This is a genomic window from Lacibacter sediminis, assembly GCF_014168535.1.
Taxonomy (GTDB): Bacteria; Bacteroidota; Bacteroidia; order Chitinophagales; family Chitinophagaceae; genus Lacibacter; species Lacibacter sediminis.
Genome location: NZ_CP060007.1, coordinates 3410154 through 3429026, shown reverse-complemented (window position 1 = coordinate 3429026; position 18873 = coordinate 3410154). Strand labels below are relative to the sequence as shown.

Sequence of the window (18873 nt, the reverse complement as noted above, 5' to 3'; positions counted from 1 at the left end):
ATCAAAAACAGCGTATGAAATTAATACTGGCTATTTTCTTTTCGTGTAGTTTATTTACAGCATCATCACAACGTGATACCACCCGTCGTGATACATCATGGTCCCGTTCGCCGCATCGTCCATTCTTACTTTCGATTATGCAGGCACCTGTTTTAGAAGGAAGAGCAACTGCCGTAACCATTGTGCCGAGAGAACGCATCTGTTTCGATAAAATTTTTAAACTGAAAACGCAAACATCCATCGGAGCTGCCGAAGGTTGTTTATTCATCAACACAGAAAAAGGATTGATGGCGAGCACACCCATTAAACGTGGTGCAGCACCACCTTGTGATCTTAATATCAATCGCCCTGATTTTGGTTTGGTATTGATTGGATTAAAAGGCAACACATACAATTATTTCAATGCAAAAAAGAAAGACCGCCTTGAGCATTGGGTAACCACCGGCAACAGTGAAAATTATCAATACCAGTTTATCAGTTCTGCAGAATCCATTGCCCTTACACGAAGAGCAGAGAGTAAACTGTTTATTGGCGGCAAAGCAAAAGCATGGGCTTACAAAGCTGAAGGCAGGCCGGAAACATGGTGGCTCTTCGGTAAAACAGAACCGGAAAGAATCATGATGACGCCAAAGAAATTTCTTGGAAGTTATGCAGTGGGTTATCAATACACCGACAAAGGATTGTTTATTATCATGCAGGTTACAGCTCCAAATTATAGTGCTGAAGTAACAGACATTCAGGATATGGATATTTGTTTCGATCCATCTTCATTTAAGATGTTTGAAGAAGAACAGAATACACAAATGACAGCATCGATCCGTCGCCAACGTGAAAAAATTGCAAAAGAAGAAGCAAAGCAGGAACAGGAGCCTGCATGTCAATCTAAGAAAACAATACTGCTCAACTACCAGAAAGAATCATTGAACAGACAAGAGCAAAATATGCAATCGGCCAGGCAAGGAAATTTGTCACAAAATGTACGAACCCAGCAGGCGCAGGTCGACTTAATGAATTATGATGATGCAATTCAGCAAATGATCTATGAAACAGAACTGAAACTTTGCCGTGCGCAACAACGTCAATCGAGAAATCCAAGCCAGTCAACACAACGTAAGATCGATTGTCTGCAGAATGCACTTGCAACGCAACAGCAAACCAAGCAGCAGTTTCAGCAGATCAATACACAATACCGCAATGAGCCTGGTAAACAATATTCAGAAAAGGCAAGAGCAATGATGCGGGCAATTACACCTTGTGATTAAAGAGCAGATAGGGCAATAAAAAACGGCTGAAATTATTTCAGCCGTTTTTTGAGTATTATCACCAATAACTTCTTATCCCATGTTGTGAAATACCTTCTGCACATCATCGTCCTGCTCAAGGCGTTCAATTAATTTACTGATGTCTTCGGCTTGTTCGTCTGTTACAGGAACAGTAGTGGAGGGTATCCATTCCAATTCTGCACTCAAAGGTGAAATGCCTTTATCTTCCAATGCTTTTTGCATGTTACCGAAATCAGCAAATGCACAACGAACGACTAATACATCTTCACCATTTTCACCGGTACCTTCACCCAATTCTTCCAAACCAAAATCGATCAGCTCCAGTTCCATTTCTTCTGCATTCAAACCTTCTGGCTTTAATTTAAACACACCCATCTTTTTAAACTGGAAACTTACTGATCCGCTGTTACCCAAAGTACCGCCCCCTTTATTGAAATGACTTTTTACGTTCGCCACTGTACGCACATGGTTATCAGTTGCTGTTTCAACGAGAATGGCAACACCATGCGGTGCATAACCTTCGTACAAAATTTCATCGTAGTTAATGAGTTCCTTGCCTTGCGCTCTTTTAATGGCAGCTTCCACACGATCCTTTGGCATACCCACACTACGGGCATTTTGAAAGCAACGACGCAGAGCGGCATTTGTTCCGGGATCAGGGCCACCAGCTTTAACAGCAATCACAATTTCTTTACCAATACGGGTAAACTGTTTGGCCATGCGATCCCAACGGGCAAACATGGTACTCTTTCTAACTTCAAAAATCCGTCCCATTATAAAATTGATTAGGGCGCAAATTTAGGGTAATGCCCGTAAACAAAAAACGTTCCGCCAATTGACGGAACGTTTCTATAAAAAGAAAGTATTGATTATTCTTTGTCCTTTCTCTCAAAATCAGAAGCGTGTGGTAATATCTCACTAAAATTCTTGAGCTTGCTGTGGTGGCGGCTGTAAAGGAAGTAAACAACCAAACCAACGGCCATCCATCCAAACGCTACTTTCAGTGTTTGTGCATCCAGTGCTACGATCATACCGGTGCAAATAAGAGCACCCAACGTTGATACAACAGGTACTATTGGTGCTTTAAACGGACGTTCAATGTTTGGAGATTTTACTCTCAATATCCAAACGCCGATACTTACCAATACAAATGCAAACAATGTTCCGAAGCTTGTTAAGTCGCCTGCAACACTACCCGGAACGAAAGCTGCAAACAAACCTACAAAAATGAACAAGATCCAGTTTGCCTTGTAAGGTGTTCTGTATTTTGGATGCAGTTCACCAAATGCTTTTGGAATCAATCCATCATTACTCATGGTATAGAAAATGCGGCTTTGGCCCATCAACATCACCAAAATAACAGAAGAGAAACCGGCAAGAATTGCAACAGTAACACTGGTGCCAAGCCATTCGTAACCTTTCATATAGGTTTGAATGGCATATGCAACAGAGGCTTCTTTACCGGCTGTGTTAAACTCAGTGTAATTGGCAACACCTGTAAGCACATGTCCAAATAAGATGTATAAGATGGTACATACTACCAGCGACCCAAGAATACCAATCGGCATATCTCTCTTCGGATTTTTTGCTTCCTGTGCCGCAGTACTTACGGCATCAAAACCAATAAATGCAAAGAACACAATGGCTGCACCTCCTAAAACTCCGCCCCATCCCCATTTAAAGAAACCTTCATGACCCAACGTTCCTTCAGGGATCATATAAGGCGTATGATTTTCGGGTTTAATGAACTGCCAGCCAAATCCAATGAATAATAAAACGATCGCAACCTTTACAAATACGATAATCATATTTACAAAAGCTGATTCCTGCGAGCCTTTAATTAACAAGAGGGTGAGTAATAACAAGATGATCAATGCAGGAGCATTCATAATACCTTTTGTAACGTCTACTGTTTGTGCCAGGTTAGCTGGTAATGCTTCAAATTGACGTTCACTCAGCACAAGCACACCGTCTTTCACTGATTTCACCGCATCCGGCATAACAGCAACAATTTGATTGACCGCATCACCGGTTACTTTATGTAATGCTTCAAACGGGGAGTGGCACCATTCATATGGTATTGATCCTCCTAATAAATTATTCAGGTATTCACTCCAGGCAATTGAAACGGTGGCGGCACCAAGAGCATATTCCATGATCAGGGCCCATCCAATGATCCAGGCAATTAATTCACCCATGGTGGTGTAACTGTAGGCATAAGCACTACCGGCAATGGGGATCATTGCAGCAAATTCGGCATAACATAAACCGGCAAACGCACAGCCTATTGCTGCCACAACAAATGAAAGTGTAACGGCCGGACCTGCAGCCTGACCAGCAGCTGCAGCAGTTCTAACGAAAAGACCCGCACCGATAATTGCCCCAATTCCCAAGGCCACCAGGTTACCTGCTCCCAGGGTACGTTTAAGACCTTTTCCTTCGGCCTGAGCAAGCATTTGATCTAATGGTTTCTTTGCAAATAAACTCATACTTGATTGGTTATAGATTTTAATGTACTAACAGTAATAAGCTGGAAAAATAGAGATTTATTGCAAATAACCATCAAAAGATTTATTAACGGTTTAGCGGCGCTTACGTGCAACCCGAAAGCCGTATATTGCGGCACATAATTAAAAAGCATGGGTAAGGGAAATCGGTTAACTATTTATATCCTTGTGGCAATGGCCTTGGGTATCCTGGTTGGATATATTGTTCATGTAAGTGCACCGGCCGAAACAATACAGAGTTTCTCAAAAAATATCAAACTGCTCAGCAGTATTTTCATTCGTCTTGTACAGATGATCATTGCACCATTGGTGTTTTGTACATTGGTGGTGGGTATTGCTAAATTAGGTGATTTAAAAGCTGTGGGCAGGGTAGGTGGTAAAGCCCTGCTTTGGTTCATTACCGCATCACTTGCTTCTTTATTATTAGGGATGTTACTGGTGAATATATTTAAACCTGGTGCTTATATTGATCTTAGCCAGGCTGATACAGAAGGTGTAAAAGACCTGATGACCAAAACATCTTCTTTCTCCATTCAGAATTTTGTTGAGCATATCATTCCAAAGAGTTTGTTTGAAGCAATGGCTTCGAATGAGATTTTGCAGATCGTTGTCTTCTCTATTTTCTTTGGTGTTGCGGCAGCTGCTATTGGTGATTATACCAAGCCATTGATAAAAGCATTGGATGTAGCATCGCATATCATTTTAAAAATGGTGAATTATGTTATGAACTTTGCACCCATTGGTGTATTTGGTGCATTGGCAGCAGTAGTGGCCGCAAAAGGACTTGGCATCTTCCAGTTTTATCTTATTTACTTTTTATACTTCCTTTTAGGTATTGCGATTCTTTGGCTTCTGTTAATAGGTGTAGGATTTTTAATTCTCGGCCCACATCGCATGAAGCTGTTGCTACGCCGTATTGGAGGTCCATTGCTCATTGCGTTCAGCACAACCAGCAGTGAAGCAGTATTTCCAAAACTCACAGAAGAACTGGAACGTTTTGGTTGCAAGGATAAAATTGTTGCGTTTGTATTGCCACTTGGTTATTCATTTAACCTAGATGGCAGTATGATGTATATGACCTTTGCAAGTTTGGCTATTGCACAGGCCTATGGTATACAGCTCGATCTTGGAACACAGCTTGTGATGCTGCTTGTATTAATGCTCACCAGTAAAGGTATTGCCGGTGTGCCTCGTGCATCATTGGTGGTGGTGTTGGCAACATGCGCCATGTTTAATATTCCACCTGAAGGCGTGGCATTGATTCTTCCCATCGACCATTTCTGCGATATGTTCCGCAGTGCAACCAATGTTGTTGGTAATGCGTTGGCAACATCGGTAGTAAGTAAGTGGGAAGGTGAGTTGCACGATGGACATGGGCATCATCATGATCACGGCCATCATGAACATCACAATCATTCACACACTGCCTGATCTCAACCAAACGAACAGGACAACTATAAAAAAGGATAAATCGAAAATGAATAAAAGTTTGATTCAGGTATTGATGTTATTTATTGCAACAATTACAGTTGCCAATCTTTCTGCACAAAAACAAGTGAATGTGCGGGTGTTTAATCAGTACGAAGCACCAGCCGATAAGTTTACGGTTGATGGGGTAGAATATACCACCACAAAAGATGGAACCATTACACTTACCATTAACGAAACCGATTCTGTTACGTTTGCGGGTAAAGAATATGATGCAAAGAAATATGCGGTGACCGATCTCAAAGATGGGATGACAGTTGATTTGTATAAACAATTTACCTGGAAAGATCTGCTCAATCCCATGTTCTATATTAAATATGGCGGATTGTGGTTGCTCCTCTTTATCATTTTTGCCGAAACAGGGCTGTTGTTCGGTTTCTTTTTACCGGGCGACAGTTTATTGTTTGTTGCAGGTATTTACAGCAGCAATCTTGCGCATGAGTTTATGAAAGTGATTGGTATGGATTCTGTAACCAATGAGTGGGTTGAATTATTAATTCTCTGTGCACTTATTTCATTGGCCGGGATTTTAGGAAATATAATTGGATACTGGACAGGCCGAAAGGTTGGCCCTGCGATGTATAACTGGAAAGATAACTTCCTGTTCAAACAACGTTACCTGCACGAGGCGCATGATTTTTATGATAAACATGGTGGTGGCGCTATTGTGTTTGCAAGGTTTCTTCCGTTCATCCGCACGTTTGCACCCATTGTGGCAGGTATTGTGGGCATGGATCGTAAGAAATTTGCTTTCTACAATGTGATTGGTTGTGTAGCCTGGGTGATCAGTATGATCTTTGCGGGTCACTTTTTACAAATATGGGTAAAGAACCAATTCGGCATTGAATTAAAAGATAAACTGGAGTTGATCGTGATCATCATCATTGCGGTAACAACGGCTCCTGTATTCTGGAAATTTTTCTTCGGTAAAAAAGCGGAGAAGCCGAAGACAAAGAACGATTGATATTTCTTGCTTATGACCAACCAAAAAGAGCATTCCATTTTTTCTCTGGCTGTTGTTGTGGCAGCTTTGGGTTACTTCGTTGATATTTATGATCTCCTGCTGTTCACTATTGTGCGTGAGCCAAGTATTGTTGGACTGGGCATCGCTAAAACCGATACGGCTGCAATGATCGCCGCCAGCACAAAGATCATCAACTGGCAGATGGTAGGGTTGTTGATCGGTGGAATTTTATGGGGCACATTAGGAGATAAGAAAGGACGTTTAAGTGTACTCTTTGGTTCCATCGTCTTATATTCCATTGCAAACTTTGTTACAGGTTTTGTACAAACAGTAGACCAATACGCTTATGCACGTTTTGTTGCAGGTCTTGGTTTAGCTGGTGAGCTTGGTGCAGGTATTACATTGGTAAGTGAATTGCTTCCGAAGAATAAACGAGGTGTTGGTACATCACTAGTTGCAGGGATAGGTTTGTTCGGCGCCGTGTTTGCCTATTTCACTTTTCAGTATACACAGGATTGGCGGTTATGTTATAAAATAGGTGGAGGATTAGGAATTGGTTTGTTACTGCTTCGTGTAAGTGTTGCTGAAAGTGGTATGTTTAAAGAGCTAAAGCAAACGAAAGTGAGCCGTGGTAATGTGCTCATGTTTTTTAATGACGCAACACGTTTCAGGAAATATATGCTCGCCATTTTAATTGGCTTGCCTACCTGGTATGTGATTGGTGTTCTCGTAAACCTCAGTAACCGTTTTGCCAACGAATTTTATGGTGCTTCAAAAATTGACAGTGGCCGTGCAATCATGTTTGCGTATGCTGCAATTGCTACCGGTGATATTCTGATTGGTTTGATAAGTCAGTATTTCAAAAGCAGAAAGAAAGCGTTGTATCTCTTTTATGGCTTTACCATTATCGGGTTGGTCTTATTCTTTTCTCCAATCAACAATAGTGATGTCGCCATGTATGCCATTTGTGCATGGCTTGGTTTTAGCACTGGCTTCTGGGCAATTTTTGTAACGATGGGTGCAGAACAATTTGGTACGAATTTGCGTGCGACAGCTGCAACAACTATCCCGAATATGGTGCGTGGTGCATTGCCCTTGATCAATTTAATGTTTCTGAACCTGTTTCAGAAAAACTGGGGCTGGGGCTTAACGAAAAGCGGTATCACTACAGGTGTAATTGTGATGGCGATCACGTTAGTAGCAGCTTACTTTACACAGGAAACATTTCATAAGGATCTCAATTATATTGAAGGAGAAGAAATGCTGCCTTAAGTTGATAGTTCATGGTTGATAGTTAATAGTTAGAGGCGCATCCATGAACCATTTTCCATTAACTATGAACTTTACAATATGAAATTTCTCATCATTCGTTTCAGTTCCATTGGTGATATTGTATTTACCACACCCGTTGTACGTTGTTTAAAACAACAGGTACCTGATGCAGAAGTGCATTACCTCACCAAGTTCAGTTTTCATAAAGTCATAGCCGGGAATCCTTACGTTGATAAATTTTATTATCTCAACAACGATTGGGATCTGTTAATGCATGAATTGAAGCAGGAGAAATATGATTACATCATAGATCTGCATCACAATCTCCGAACGCTCCGTATCAAACGCACATTGAAAGTAAAAGCGTTCTCCTTCAATAAACTGAATATCCAAAAGTTCCTGCTCACGAATTTCAAGATCAATCTCATGCCCGATGTGCATATCGTTGATCGGAATTTTGAAACAGTAAAATCATTTGGCGTAAAGAACGATGGAAAGGGAATGGATTATTTTATTCCCAAGGATGAAGAAATAAAGCAAGGCGATCTCCCGCATTCGCATTCGCTTGGTTATGTAGCGATCGTTATTGGCGCTGCTCATTTTACCAAACGTTTGCCTGTTGAAAAATTACAAAAGCTTTGTGCTTCGTTGCATCATCCTATTGTGTTACTTGGCGGTCCCGATGATAAAGCAGCAGGCGATGCGATTGCAGTTATCGACCCCATAAAGATCTATAATGCAAGTGGCAAATTTTCTATTAATGAAAGCGCCGATCTTGTGCGCAAGTCAAAGCTTGTTATTTCACATGATACGGGGTTGATGCATATTGCTGCAGCATTAAAAAAACCTGTGATTGCCGTTTGGGGAAATACCATGCCATTGCTGGGCGTTGCTCCTTATTATGGTAATGCGCCTGTACTTACTACAAAGTTTGAAGTAGAGAAACTCAGTTGCCGGCCCTGTTCAAAGATCGGCAGAGATAAATGTCCCAAAAAACATTTCAAGTGTATGATGCTGCAGGATGTTGAAGCTATTGCAGCTACGGCTCAAGCCTGGGCAAAGGAATTACGTTGATCATAAGCCGGGTACTACCATACTCCACAAGAGATTTGTATTTTTAGCAAATGGGTAAATACCTGTTGCTTATTCTCTGTTACTTTCTTGTGCTTTCGTTACAGGCGCAGCAACAACCGTTTTACGAGACACTTACTGAAAAAGATGGCCTGTCTGATAACAGAGTTACCTGTTTCTTAAAAGATAAAACAGGTTACTTATGGGTGGGTACACGTAACGGACTTAACCGCTACAATGGTTACAACTTCACTGTTTTTTATCCCCGTGTGAATGAATTGTCAAACGAAGTGATCAATGATCTTGCAGAAGATAAGAATGGAAAGATATGGGTGGCTACTGCAAATGGATTGAACCGTTACGATCCTGTAACAAAACAGTGGTTCACATTTTATGCAAAGGGAACAGACTCATCAACATTTATTCTCAATCCGAATGTTTGGAGTTGTTACGTTGATGATAACAATGAAATATGGATGGCACCTGATGGTCGTGGTTTATCTGTTTACAGCAGTAGAACACAAAAGCTTCGTCATTACCCATGGCGGAAGGTGGTAAATACTTTGTTGCCGCAATATTATAATCGTTATTGTTCAGTAATAAAAATTATTGCAAAGAATAAGAATGAATTCTGGCTTGGAACAACATTGGGTTTATTCAGTTTTAATAAACTGTCGGGCAAGTATACGTTAATTGGCACAGGATACTATGGCGACTTTATTGATCTTGCATACGATCAGCAAAACAGGAAAGTATATTTAACGGCTGCGGAGGAAAAGCTTTTCTGTTATGACGAGCAATTGAATGAGTACAAACAACTGCAACCTGCTGAGCTTCCCTATCCATCAAGATTTTTTTCAACCCCTGCGGATCACTACATCTGGCTTGGTACAGAAAACGGAATGTTATTTATTGAACCGGGAACAAAGAATACTTTTCTGCAAAAACATATTCCGCATTTATCTTCCTCGCTCGCAGAAGGGTCTGTACAAACAATTTATCATGATGCAACAGGTATCAGCTGGGTCGCCTCCAACAACGGTATTGTTAAGTTCGATCGCAATAGTCAACAATCATCTTTTCTTCCTTTGTTAGCTGTTACTTATCAAGTGAGCAATAATCCAATGGGTGGCGTGTATTATGATAAAAGGAGCCAACGGTATTTTGTTTGCAGTTCAGATAGTACAGCAGTCTTTATCATCAGTCGTGAAACAGGAACCATACAAAAAATCAGAGTTGATCATAAAGGCAAACAGCTCGACAGGTGTTACAATGTTTGTGCCGACCGTGCAGGAAGAATATGGTTGCTCACGAAAAATGCTGTGTATTCATTTAATGAGCAAACAAATAAGTTTGAAATTTTTCCCATACCATCGGTGGGAACTGGAATAAGTTTCAGAGATATGGCGCAGGATGAAAGAGGCAATTACTGGTTTTCAAGTTTTCATGGGAAGCTTTATTATTACGATGCTTCGCTTAAGAAATACATTATACCAGGTAATGATTCAATTCGTTTCAAAGGTATTGTTGCCAGCACTGCACTTCTTTCCGATACTGTAAATCATTGTGTCTGGATAGGCACATTCAGTCACGGTATTTATAAATATGATCTGCTTACAAACAAGTTTACATTATACAGCGAAACAAGTGATGCTCCTGATTATACTGATCTTAACCTCGTGAATGATATTGAGCAGGATGCTTCCGGCAGAATATGGGTTGCAACACATACAGGAGGATTGTACTATTCAAATAAAGGCAAGCCGATAAGCAAATTCTTTACAAGACTGAGTATGAAAGACGGGTTGGTGAGCAATAATATATATGCACTTAGTTATGGTGATTCATTATTGTGGGTCACGTCCGGCAAACATATCAGCGCCATCAATACTTATTCAATGAAAGTACTGCCTCCTTTTTCCCGAGAGGAGATGTTTAGTTTTTCTTCTTTCTCAAGTGATGAAATTATTCCGCATTATACCGCTTATGATCATGAACGCAAGGAATTACTCGTGGGTGTTGGGGGAGGGTTATTGTTTCTACGTAATAAAGGCAGCATGCCTCAGCAACAATTCCCATTGGTCTTATCGTCGCTTAAAGTAAATGATGTATTATATACCGACAGTATTTTCAAGGACAACAATCATCTCTCATTTTCATCGCCTGTAAGGCAAATTGTATTTAATTTTTCTGCACTGCAATTTTCATTGCCATCATTGAACAGGTATGAGTATATGCTGGAAGGCTATGATAACAAATGGGAAGAAGCTGTAAACATCAACTCGTTAAACTATCAAAATCTTCCGCCGAAGAATTATCGTTTCAGGTTAAGAGCAAAAAGTCATGCAGGTACTGCATCATTGAAGGAAGCAGTATTTTCATTTACTGTTGATCCGTTCTTTTGGCAAACATGGTGGTTCAGGTTATTGTGTTTATTAGCAGTTGCCGCCATTGTTTATGGCATATATCGTTACCAGTTAAATAAAAAACTGGAGGTGGAAAGGTTAAGACATCGTATTTCAAGAGACCTGCATGATGATATCGGTTCAGCGCTTACAACAATTAACGTGTTGAGTAAAGTGGCACTTAATAAAGGCGATGATCAAAAAAGTATTGAAGGTTATCTCACCCGTATTAAAGATTCGGCGCAACAAACAATGGAGAGTATGAGTGATATTGTGTGGGCCATCAATCCAACAAACGATTCGCTGGAAAGCATGCTGGTTCGCATGAAAGAATATGCAGCAGAGTTGTGCGAAGCAAGAGCAATTGAACTGGCTTTTGAAGCTGATGAAAATATGATGAGCCGTAAACTCGATGTGGCTTACCGGAAAAATGTTTTTCTCATATTTAAAGAGGCAGTGAACAATGCAGTGAAATACAGTAACTGTGAAAAGCTGTTAATTACATTGGCAATGTTACCGGATCATAAATTGCATCTGTCAGTCAAGGATAACGGTAAGGGATTTGCGGATGTTAAGAAGAATACAGGTAATGGATTGCAGAATATGCAGTCACGAGCCAAAGAACTGGGCGGTGTGTTGCTGGTTAATACTGCAACGGGTAAGGGTACAACGATTGAATTGTTCTTACCAAACACCTGAATTGGGGTAGAGGAACTATTGTTACTTTATTAACTTGTGAAACAGATGGTCAAAAAAATCATCATATTTGAGGACAACAGCGGTTTACGCAAGGGGCTTGAGGAATTGCTGCAACTTACAGATGAGTTTGTAGTGATCGCTACCCATGATAATTGTATTCAGGCTGAGCAGCAGGTGAAAGAGAATAATCCCGATGTGATATTAATGGATATTGATATGCCCGGCCGAAGCGGCATTGAAGCGGTAAAAATTATACGCTCATTTAACAAAGATGTGCAGATCATTATGCTTACTGTTTTCGACGACAGTACACATGTATTTGATGCCATTTGCGCAGGTGCTTCCGGTTATCTTTTAAAGAAAAATGTTTCAGAGAAATTAATTCCTTCTATAAAAGAAGTGTTAGAAGGCGGTGCACCTATGAGCCCGTCTATTGCCAAAATGGTGGTGAACTCAATGCAACAATCAACGGCAACTAATATTTATAAATTTAACGAAAAAGAAAAACTTATCCTTTCCCTCTTGTGCAAAGGCAATAGTTATAAAATGATAGCTGACGAAACCGGTTATGCATTTGAAACGATTCGATCTTATATCAAAAAAATTTATGAGAAACTGCAGGTGCATTCTGCCACAGAAGCTGTGAGTAAAGCTATTAAAGAACGTCTGGTTTAATTGAGCCTGCTTTGGTTGTTATTTCCCCTGCTCATTATTTAATATGTCTCCCTGTCCATTCTCCTTCTTTGTTAAATACATTGAATCCTGCATTTGAATCGGAGCAGATGTAGTCGCCTGTCCAGTTTCCATCCATGTCAAAATGGTTGTAAGTTCCCTGTGCAGTAAGAACATAATAACAGGTCCATACACCTGTAACGTCAAAACAAATCAACACATCTCTTGTTGGCCTTGTGATGTAACCAATGAGATTATCTTTTTCGTTGTAGATATACAAACCTTTCCACGAACCGCTGCTTGGGTAGAGATGTTTATACATTAACGGATTGAGCAGTTGATTTTTTAATGGATTGATTAGCGCATTTACTTTTGGATTGATCGATTTATTTTCTACCGGGTTAATTTCTTTATTCAAAACCGGATTAATATTACTGTTCATCTTAGGATTGATACCGGGGTTCTTTTGCGGATTGATACTCGGGTTATGTCCCGGGCTGATATTAAGATCAATTTTCGGGTTGTGTAGTTGCGCCGGCTCCTGTGCAAATACTGCTGCGGTTTGCAAACATAAAAAAACGAACGTAGACCAAAACACATGTGGAGTTCTCATAACCAAAATTTAAGTTGCAACAATAGGGCAATCGATAAGTGTAAGGTCAGTTACAGGAGAGATTGGAAAAGGGAGGAATGTTCACAGAATTATTGGGTGTATAAATATACTTAATAAAAGCAGAAGTTAAAATCATCGGGTCCTTAAATTGAGATAGTCCTGAGTATTATGTAAGAAAGTCCCTAAATTCTGTAACACTTACAGACTTTAGGGACTTTCAACTTCTATCCTTACCGAGATATGTTATAAATTATAATGTCTTCAACACATCATTCATATTTCTAACTGCATCTGCACTCTTGTTAAAGAGAGCTTGTTCGTCAGCATTCAATTCAAAGTCGAGAATTTTTTCCCAACCGTTACGACCAATTGTAACAGGAACGCCTAAGCAAATATCTTTCTGTCCGTATTCTCCATCCAACGCTACGCAGCAGGTAAAGAGTTTCTTTTCATCACGTAAAATGCTTTCAACCAATGCGGCTCCCGCAGCACCTGGTGCATACCATGCAGATGTACCGATCAATGCAGTAAGTGTAGCACCACCAACCATTGTGTCTTTAATGATCTTCTCTTGCTGTTCTGCACTTAAGAATTTTGTTACAGGAACACTATTCCATGTAGCCATGCGGATCAAAGGAATCATCGTTGTGTCGCCATGTCCACCAACAACCACTGCATTCAGATCAGAAGGAGAACAACCCAAATGCTGACTCAATTGGTATTTAAAGCGGCTGCTATCGAGTGTGCCACCCATACCGATGATGCGGTTCTTTGGTAAACCGGTTGAAGTTAATGCCAGGTACGTCATCGTATCCATTGGGTTACTGATGATGATGATGATGGCATTTGGAGAAAATTTCAAAATGTTTTCGCAAACAGATTTTACAATGCCTGCGTTTACACCAATCAATTCTTCACGGGTCATACCGGGCTTACGTGGTAAACCTGAAGTGATCACTACTACGTCACTGTTAGCGGTTTTGCTGTAATCGTTCGTGCTGCCCACGATCTTGGTATCAAAACCAAGCAGAGTAGCAGTTTGCATCATATCCTGGGCTTTACCTTCGGCAACACCTTCTTTGATATCGAGCAACACAAGTTCAGAGCACAATTCTTTACGGGCAATATTATCAGCACAGGTTGCACCCACGGCACCGGCACCTACTACAGTAACTTTCATGGATCTATCAATTTAAATTAAGAATGAAAAATTTTTAGTGGGGCAAAGGTATTGGAGGAACGGCAAAATGTCAAAACAGGAATTAGTATCTTTAAACAAACCAAAAACAACCCAATATGATCATTCTCTATGCTATTCTGGGCATCATTGCTCTTGTTTTACTGGTGGCGGCTGTATTGCCAGGTAAGTATCTTGTTGAAAAATCAACGGTCATTAGCAGACCATCAGCAGAAGTGTATAACAAGATTGCTGACCTGCATCATTACCGTGATTGGAACCCTTGGGCAAAAACTGACCCCGACGCTCAAACAACCATTACAGGTGAGCCCATGCATGTGGGACACAAGTATTACTGGAATGGGAAAAAAGTAGGTGAGGGGAGTTTAACTGTCCGTTCAACAGTGCCAAGTAAAGCCATCAATTTCGATCTGGTATTTCTAAAGCCATTTAAATCGCAGGCAATTGATGCATGGGATTTTACTGAAGTAGATGGAGGAACAAAAGTAGTATGGCGTAACAGCGGTGCATTTCCTTTTCCGGTTGCACGATTGATGGGGCCATCGATCACAAAGCAACTCAACACACAATTTGAAGACGGGTTACGTAACCTGAAAGAAATGTGTGAGAAATAAGAATAAGTGTTTTATTTATAAGATAGGCCGGTCAAATTGATCGGCCTTTGTTTTGTCAATAAGTTAACAAATGAGGTGAAAATAAATTTGGGCGGCTACGAAAAATCCGTAGCTTTACGAAAAATTCGTAGACATGCTCGAGAAACTCACACAACAGGAAGAGGAAGCCATGCAGGCCGTTTGGCGAAATGGCGAAGGAAATGTGAAAGCATTCCTCGATAACCTGGATATTGATATTCCTTACACAACGCTTGCTTCTACTATTAAAAATCTTGAGAAGAAAGGATACCTTACCAGCAGGCTTGTTGGTAATGCCTATTTATATAAACCGGCTATTACGGAAGAAGAGTATAAAAAGAAATTCATGAATGGTTTTGTAAAAGAGTATTTCGAAAACTCTTATAAAGAGTTGGTGAACTTTTTTGTGGAACAGAAAAAACTATCACCAAAAGAGTTGAAAGAAATTGTTGAGATGATTGAGGGGAAGAAATGATGAGTAATGAATGATCAGTGATGAGTTGCTGATGTTCAAATTTCAAATTCTAAATTATCAAATTGCAATGCCAGTATTAATAGAATATCTGCTGAAAGTATCCATCGCTCTTACGGTGGTGTACCTGTTTTACCAATTGGTATTACGTCGGTTAACATTTTATAACTGGAACCGCTGGTACCTGGTGGGTTATAGCTTGCTATGCTTTGCTATACCTTTCATGAACATTACCGATTTCCTTTTTCGGCATGAACTGGAGGAAGCACAGTTTATACAACTTATACCTGTATATAATCTACAACTGAACAGTCCGGGTTTTGAATGGAACGAATGGACTGTTTCAATAGCTGTACTTGTAACGGGTATGTTGATCATGGGTATCAGGATATTGATACAGTTGTTCAGTTTACAACGGATCAAAACAAATGCAACATTATTGAATGAAGGCGATGTAAAACTCTTTGATGTGAATGAACAGATCGTTCCCTTCTCATTTAACAATGGTATTTATATCAACCGTCAGTTGCATACGGAAGCTGAACTGCAGGAGATCATCCGCCACGAGTTTGTGCACGTTAAACAGAAACACAGCATTGATATTATGCTGGCTGAATTGTTATGTATGCTGTTGTGGTTTCATCCCGCAGCATGGCTCATCCGCAAAGCCATCAGGCAAAATCTTGAATTTATTGCCGATGAAAAAGTATTGCAGGACGGCGTTGATAAAAAGCAATACCAATACCTGTTGCTGAAAGTTGTGGGTAACACCAATTACAGCATTGCACCGAATTTTAATTTCTCATCACTTAAAAACCGAATCATCATGATGAATCAAATCAAATCTGCCCGTGTGCAGATCATCCGCTTCCTGTTTGTATTGCCGCTGGTGGCAGTGCTCTTGCTTGCCTTCAGGGAAGTAAAACAAAAAGAAAAACGTAACGATGTTGCTCAGCAAAACGCTTTGCTTAGAGATACTGTTCCGGCAAACGACATTGAAAATATCAATGTCAATAAAAACAACGATCAGAAAACCATCACCATTACTTTGAAGAATGGCACAACAGAAACTTATAACCTGAACGATGAAAAAGAAAAAGCTGCCTTTGAGAAGAAATATGGTAAGATCGATAAACTTGTGCCACCCCCACCTGCACCACCGGTCGTAATTAAATCAAACAATGTTGAATCAGTTGATGTAAAAAAGGAGAATGGAAAAAATACAATCCAGATACGTTTGAAAGATGGCTCCATTGAAAAATATGATCTTGAAATTAAAGAACAGCGTGAAGCAGTTGAAAAGAAATACCACGTTACCACTACAATACCTGGAGCTCCTATGACAGTTGTTGTAGCTCCCGCAGCACCGGCTCATGAATCTGTAGCATTAAATGAAAAAGGATATTATGTAACTATTGCCGATAATCTTGGTGAATGTGTGGTAATTGTAAAAGATAAAAAGAAGAACATTGTTGAAGCATTAAAACTCACCGACTGGACAAAGAAAGAAGCAGAGTATGAGAAGAAGTATGGTAAAATTCCACCGCCACCACCACCTGCACCAGAAGTTCCAACAAAAGTTTCGGTTGCAACAACAGCAGGAAGTCCTGCAGCAGTAAGTGTTCCTGGTAAAGTAAGTGCAACTTCTCCTGTATCGCCTGTAAAAGAAGTAACCGTTGTTGGTTATGGAACAAAAACAGCTGCAACCGTTGAAGGCAAGCCTGTAACAGGATCGGTAAATTCAACTTCTCCTGCTGCTTCACTAAAGGAAGTAACTGTAGTTGGTTACGCAACTGGTAGTACAAATACAACCTATAAATCAAACCTTGGTCTTGGCTTTAAGAACGGAATTAAACCTGAACTTGTACTTTATATACTTGATGGTAAGGAAGTGAATTACGATGAAGTCAGTAAAGTTGAGCCGGACGATATTGAAAGTGTGAGCGTATTAAAGGGAGAGAGTGCCGAAAAAGCATACGGAGTAAAAGGTAAAAACGGTGTGATCATCATCAAGACAAAAAATAAAACAACAACATTCAATTTTTTTACAACCCCTTGGCAGAAAGAAAGAGAAAAATGCTGATCAGTTAACCCGCAATCATTCAACCTTATTATCAAAGAGGCGAATCATTTTCAAACGTGATTCGCTTTTCTATTCTTTGCTTAAACGGATAAGTTCGGCTGTTGAGACCCCGCCATCAAAATAATGCACTAAATCTCCTTTCTTATTATAGATAGCAATCAGCGGCAGGTAATGATTGAGGAAATACTTCGGGAAAAAATATAATACATCCCTTCCCATAATAATATTCTTATAAGAAGCGATCTTGTATTCTTCATGAAATGCTTTCATCATCTCAAACGGCAGGGTAGTGGCCATTACAATTTGGGCGTCTTTCAACTCTTTGATGTTTTCGATGATCTCTTTGGTTTGTTGCTTGCAATGGTCGCACTCAGGACTGAAGCTGATAAGGATGGTTATCTTTTTTGCGGATAGCTGTTCTGTATAAAAAGCTGTAACACTATCTGGCAGTAACAGTTTAAAATCGGGGAGCTTCAGGTTCTTGAGGTGCAGAGGAATAGAATCTTTGCCGTTTGCAGATGCAGACACTTGAAAGACAAACAAAAAGCTCAATACAAAGAGGACATTCTTCATGTCTGCAAGATAGGTCAAGAGATGATTTATCTTCAATTTGCTGGCAAGGGCAGTTGCCTTATATTTGCAGCCTCAAATTAAATAACGAGTTTTTATGGCAACTACTTCCGACATCAGCCGTGGTATGATTATTAAAGTTGACGGCAGCTTATACAAGATTGTGGAATTTGGCGAAAACAAGACGGCCCGTGCTGCAGCTAAAGTGTGGGCAAAGCTGAAAGGCGTAGATAATGCCCGCTCAGTAGAAATAACCTGGAACAGTGGTGAAACTATTTATCCCGTGCGTGTTGAACGCAAAGATTTCCAGTTCCTGTATAAAGATGATACGGGCTATAATTTCATGAACAATGAAACATTTGAGCAGATCGTGGTTCAGGAAGCATTGATCGATGCGCCTCAGTTTCTGAAAGATGGTGCTGAAGTTTCTGTGCTTCTTAATACCGAAACAGAATTGCCGATGACGGTGGAATTGCCTGATAAAATTGTAATGCTGGTAACCTACAGCGAACCTGGTATGAAAGGCGATACGGCTACCCGTACCTTGAAGGCGGCCACCATTGAAACCGGCGCTACTGTAATGGTTCCGTTGTTTGTAAACGAAGGCGAACTGATCCGCATCAACACCAAAACAGGTGATTATGTGGAAAGAGTGAAAGAATAGTATTTGTGCAATGCATAGTAGAACCGCCTCTGAAAATAGGCGGTTTTTTATTTCAGGGAATTTTCCCGCTTGCATTTACTGGCTTTTTTTAGCATTTTTATGACACCTAAAATCACCCAATGGCTAATCGCTACCTGATTTCTTACACTTTTCTACTGTTTTTTTTGCTGAATAGTTTATGTTCTTATGCCCAGTTTTCGGGGGTGAAGTGGGAGCAGAAGATTTTGGATTCAGTGTTTTATCGAGGGGATAATCCTCCTTCTGAAAGCATTCGAAAGAT

At 40.3% G+C, this 18873-nt stretch carries 16 protein-coding genes; 11 read left to right on the top strand and 5 right to left on the bottom strand.

The features are described 5' to 3' along the window. Positions 1-14: 14 nt before the first annotated feature. The gene (locus H4075_RS14565) at positions 15-1262 is read left to right on the top strand and encodes a hypothetical protein (protein WP_182801562.1); all 1248 of its coding nucleotides are present in this window, start codon (positions 15-17) and stop codon (positions 1260-1262) included. Positions 1263-1334: 72 nt separating this feature from the next. On the opposite strand, the gene H4075_RS14560 is transcribed toward H4075_RS14565, so the two are convergent. Both H4075_RS14560 and H4075_RS14555 read right to left on the bottom strand, forming a co-directional pair. After that, a complete protein-coding gene (locus H4075_RS14560; RefSeq protein ID WP_182801561.1) occupies positions 1335-2057 on the bottom strand; it encodes a YebC/PmpR family DNA-binding transcriptional regulator in 723 nt (240 codons plus the stop codon). A 95-nt stretch (positions 2058-2152) separates the two neighbouring features. Beyond that, positions 2153-3772 carry an amino acid permease gene (locus tag H4075_RS14555; protein ID WP_182801560.1) on the bottom strand — a complete coding sequence of 540 codons (1620 nt, stop codon included), beginning with the start codon at positions 3770-3772 and terminating at the stop codon, positions 2153-2155. 150 nt (positions 3773-3922) lie between these two features. On the opposite strand from H4075_RS14555, the gene H4075_RS14550 reads away from it, so the two are divergent. The 6 genes from H4075_RS14550 to H4075_RS14525 all read left to right on the top strand — a co-directional run bounded on the left by H4075_RS14550 (position 3923) and on the right by H4075_RS14525 (position 12364). Then, complete coding sequence (locus H4075_RS14550) at positions 3923-5221, top strand: dicarboxylate/amino acid:cation symporter (RefSeq protein ID WP_182801559.1); 1299 nt, start codon at positions 3923-3925, stop codon at positions 5219-5221. Continuing rightward, positions 5190-6242, top strand: coding sequence for a DedA family protein (locus H4075_RS14545; RefSeq protein WP_255460201.1), 1053 nt, complete (start codon positions 5190-5192; stop codon positions 6240-6242). Before H4075_RS14550 ends, H4075_RS14545 begins: the two co-directional genes overlap by 32 nt. Positions 6243-6254: 12 nt before the next feature. Continuing rightward, positions 6255-7514 carry an MFS transporter gene (locus H4075_RS14540; RefSeq protein WP_182801558.1) on the top strand — a complete coding sequence of 420 codons (1260 nt, stop codon included), beginning with the start codon at positions 6255-6257 and terminating at the stop codon, positions 7512-7514. Positions 7515-7592: 78 nt separating this feature from the next. After that, positions 7593-8588, top strand: coding sequence for a glycosyltransferase family 9 protein (locus H4075_RS14535; protein WP_182801557.1), 996 nt, complete (start codon positions 7593-7595; stop codon positions 8586-8588). A 50-nt stretch (positions 8589-8638) separates the two neighbouring features. Next, on the top strand, positions 8639-11689 hold the full coding sequence (locus H4075_RS14530; protein WP_182801556.1) for a sensor histidine kinase: 3051 nt from the start codon (positions 8639-8641) through the stop codon (positions 11687-11689). 45 nt (positions 11690-11734) lie between these two features. Next, positions 11735-12364, top strand: coding sequence for a response regulator (locus H4075_RS14525; RefSeq protein ID WP_182801555.1), 630 nt, complete (start codon positions 11735-11737; stop codon positions 12362-12364). A 34-nt stretch (positions 12365-12398) separates the two neighbouring features. Here the strand turns inward: H4075_RS14525 and H4075_RS14520 are convergent, their stop codons facing one another. Together H4075_RS14520 and mdh are read right to left on the bottom strand one after the other, a co-directional pair. Beyond that, positions 12399-12974, bottom strand: a complete 576-nt coding sequence (locus H4075_RS14520) for a hypothetical protein (protein WP_182801554.1) — start codon at positions 12972-12974, stop codon at positions 12399-12401. Positions 12975-13224: 250 nt separating this feature from the next. Further along, positions 13225-14154, bottom strand: coding sequence for a malate dehydrogenase (mdh, locus tag H4075_RS14515; RefSeq protein WP_182801553.1), 930 nt, complete (start codon positions 14152-14154; stop codon positions 13225-13227). A 116-nt stretch (positions 14155-14270) separates the two neighbouring features. On the opposite strand from mdh, the gene H4075_RS14510 reads away from it, so the two are divergent. The 3 genes from H4075_RS14510 to H4075_RS14500 all read left to right on the top strand — a co-directional run bounded on the left by H4075_RS14510 (position 14271) and on the right by H4075_RS14500 (position 17359). Further along, positions 14271-14786, top strand: a complete 516-nt coding sequence (locus tag H4075_RS14510; protein ID WP_182801552.1) for an SRPBCC family protein — start codon at positions 14271-14273, stop codon at positions 14784-14786. A gap of 133 nt (positions 14787-14919) precedes the next feature. Further along, positions 14920-15279, top strand: coding sequence for a BlaI/MecI/CopY family transcriptional regulator (locus H4075_RS14505; RefSeq protein WP_182801551.1), 360 nt, complete (start codon positions 14920-14922; stop codon positions 15277-15279). Between the two features lie 67 nt (positions 15280-15346). Continuing rightward, positions 15347-17359: a M56 family metallopeptidase gene (locus H4075_RS14500; protein ID WP_182801550.1), complete on the top strand. Its 2013-nt coding sequence runs from the start codon at positions 15347-15349 to the stop codon at positions 17357-17359. A gap of 69 nt (positions 17360-17428) precedes the next feature. Here H4075_RS14500 and H4075_RS14495 read toward each other — a convergent pair whose 3' ends face one another. After that, positions 17429-17932 (bottom strand): redoxin domain-containing protein, encoded by a 504-nt coding sequence (locus H4075_RS14495; RefSeq protein ID WP_182801549.1) that lies wholly within the window; start codon positions 17930-17932, stop codon positions 17429-17431. 94 nt (positions 17933-18026) lie between these two features. On the opposite strand from H4075_RS14495, the gene efp reads away from it, so the two are divergent. Then, complete coding sequence (gene efp, locus H4075_RS14490; RefSeq protein WP_182801548.1) at positions 18027-18593, top strand: elongation factor P; 567 nt, start codon at positions 18027-18029, stop codon at positions 18591-18593. The last annotated feature ends 280 nt before the right edge of the window (positions 18594-18873 follow it).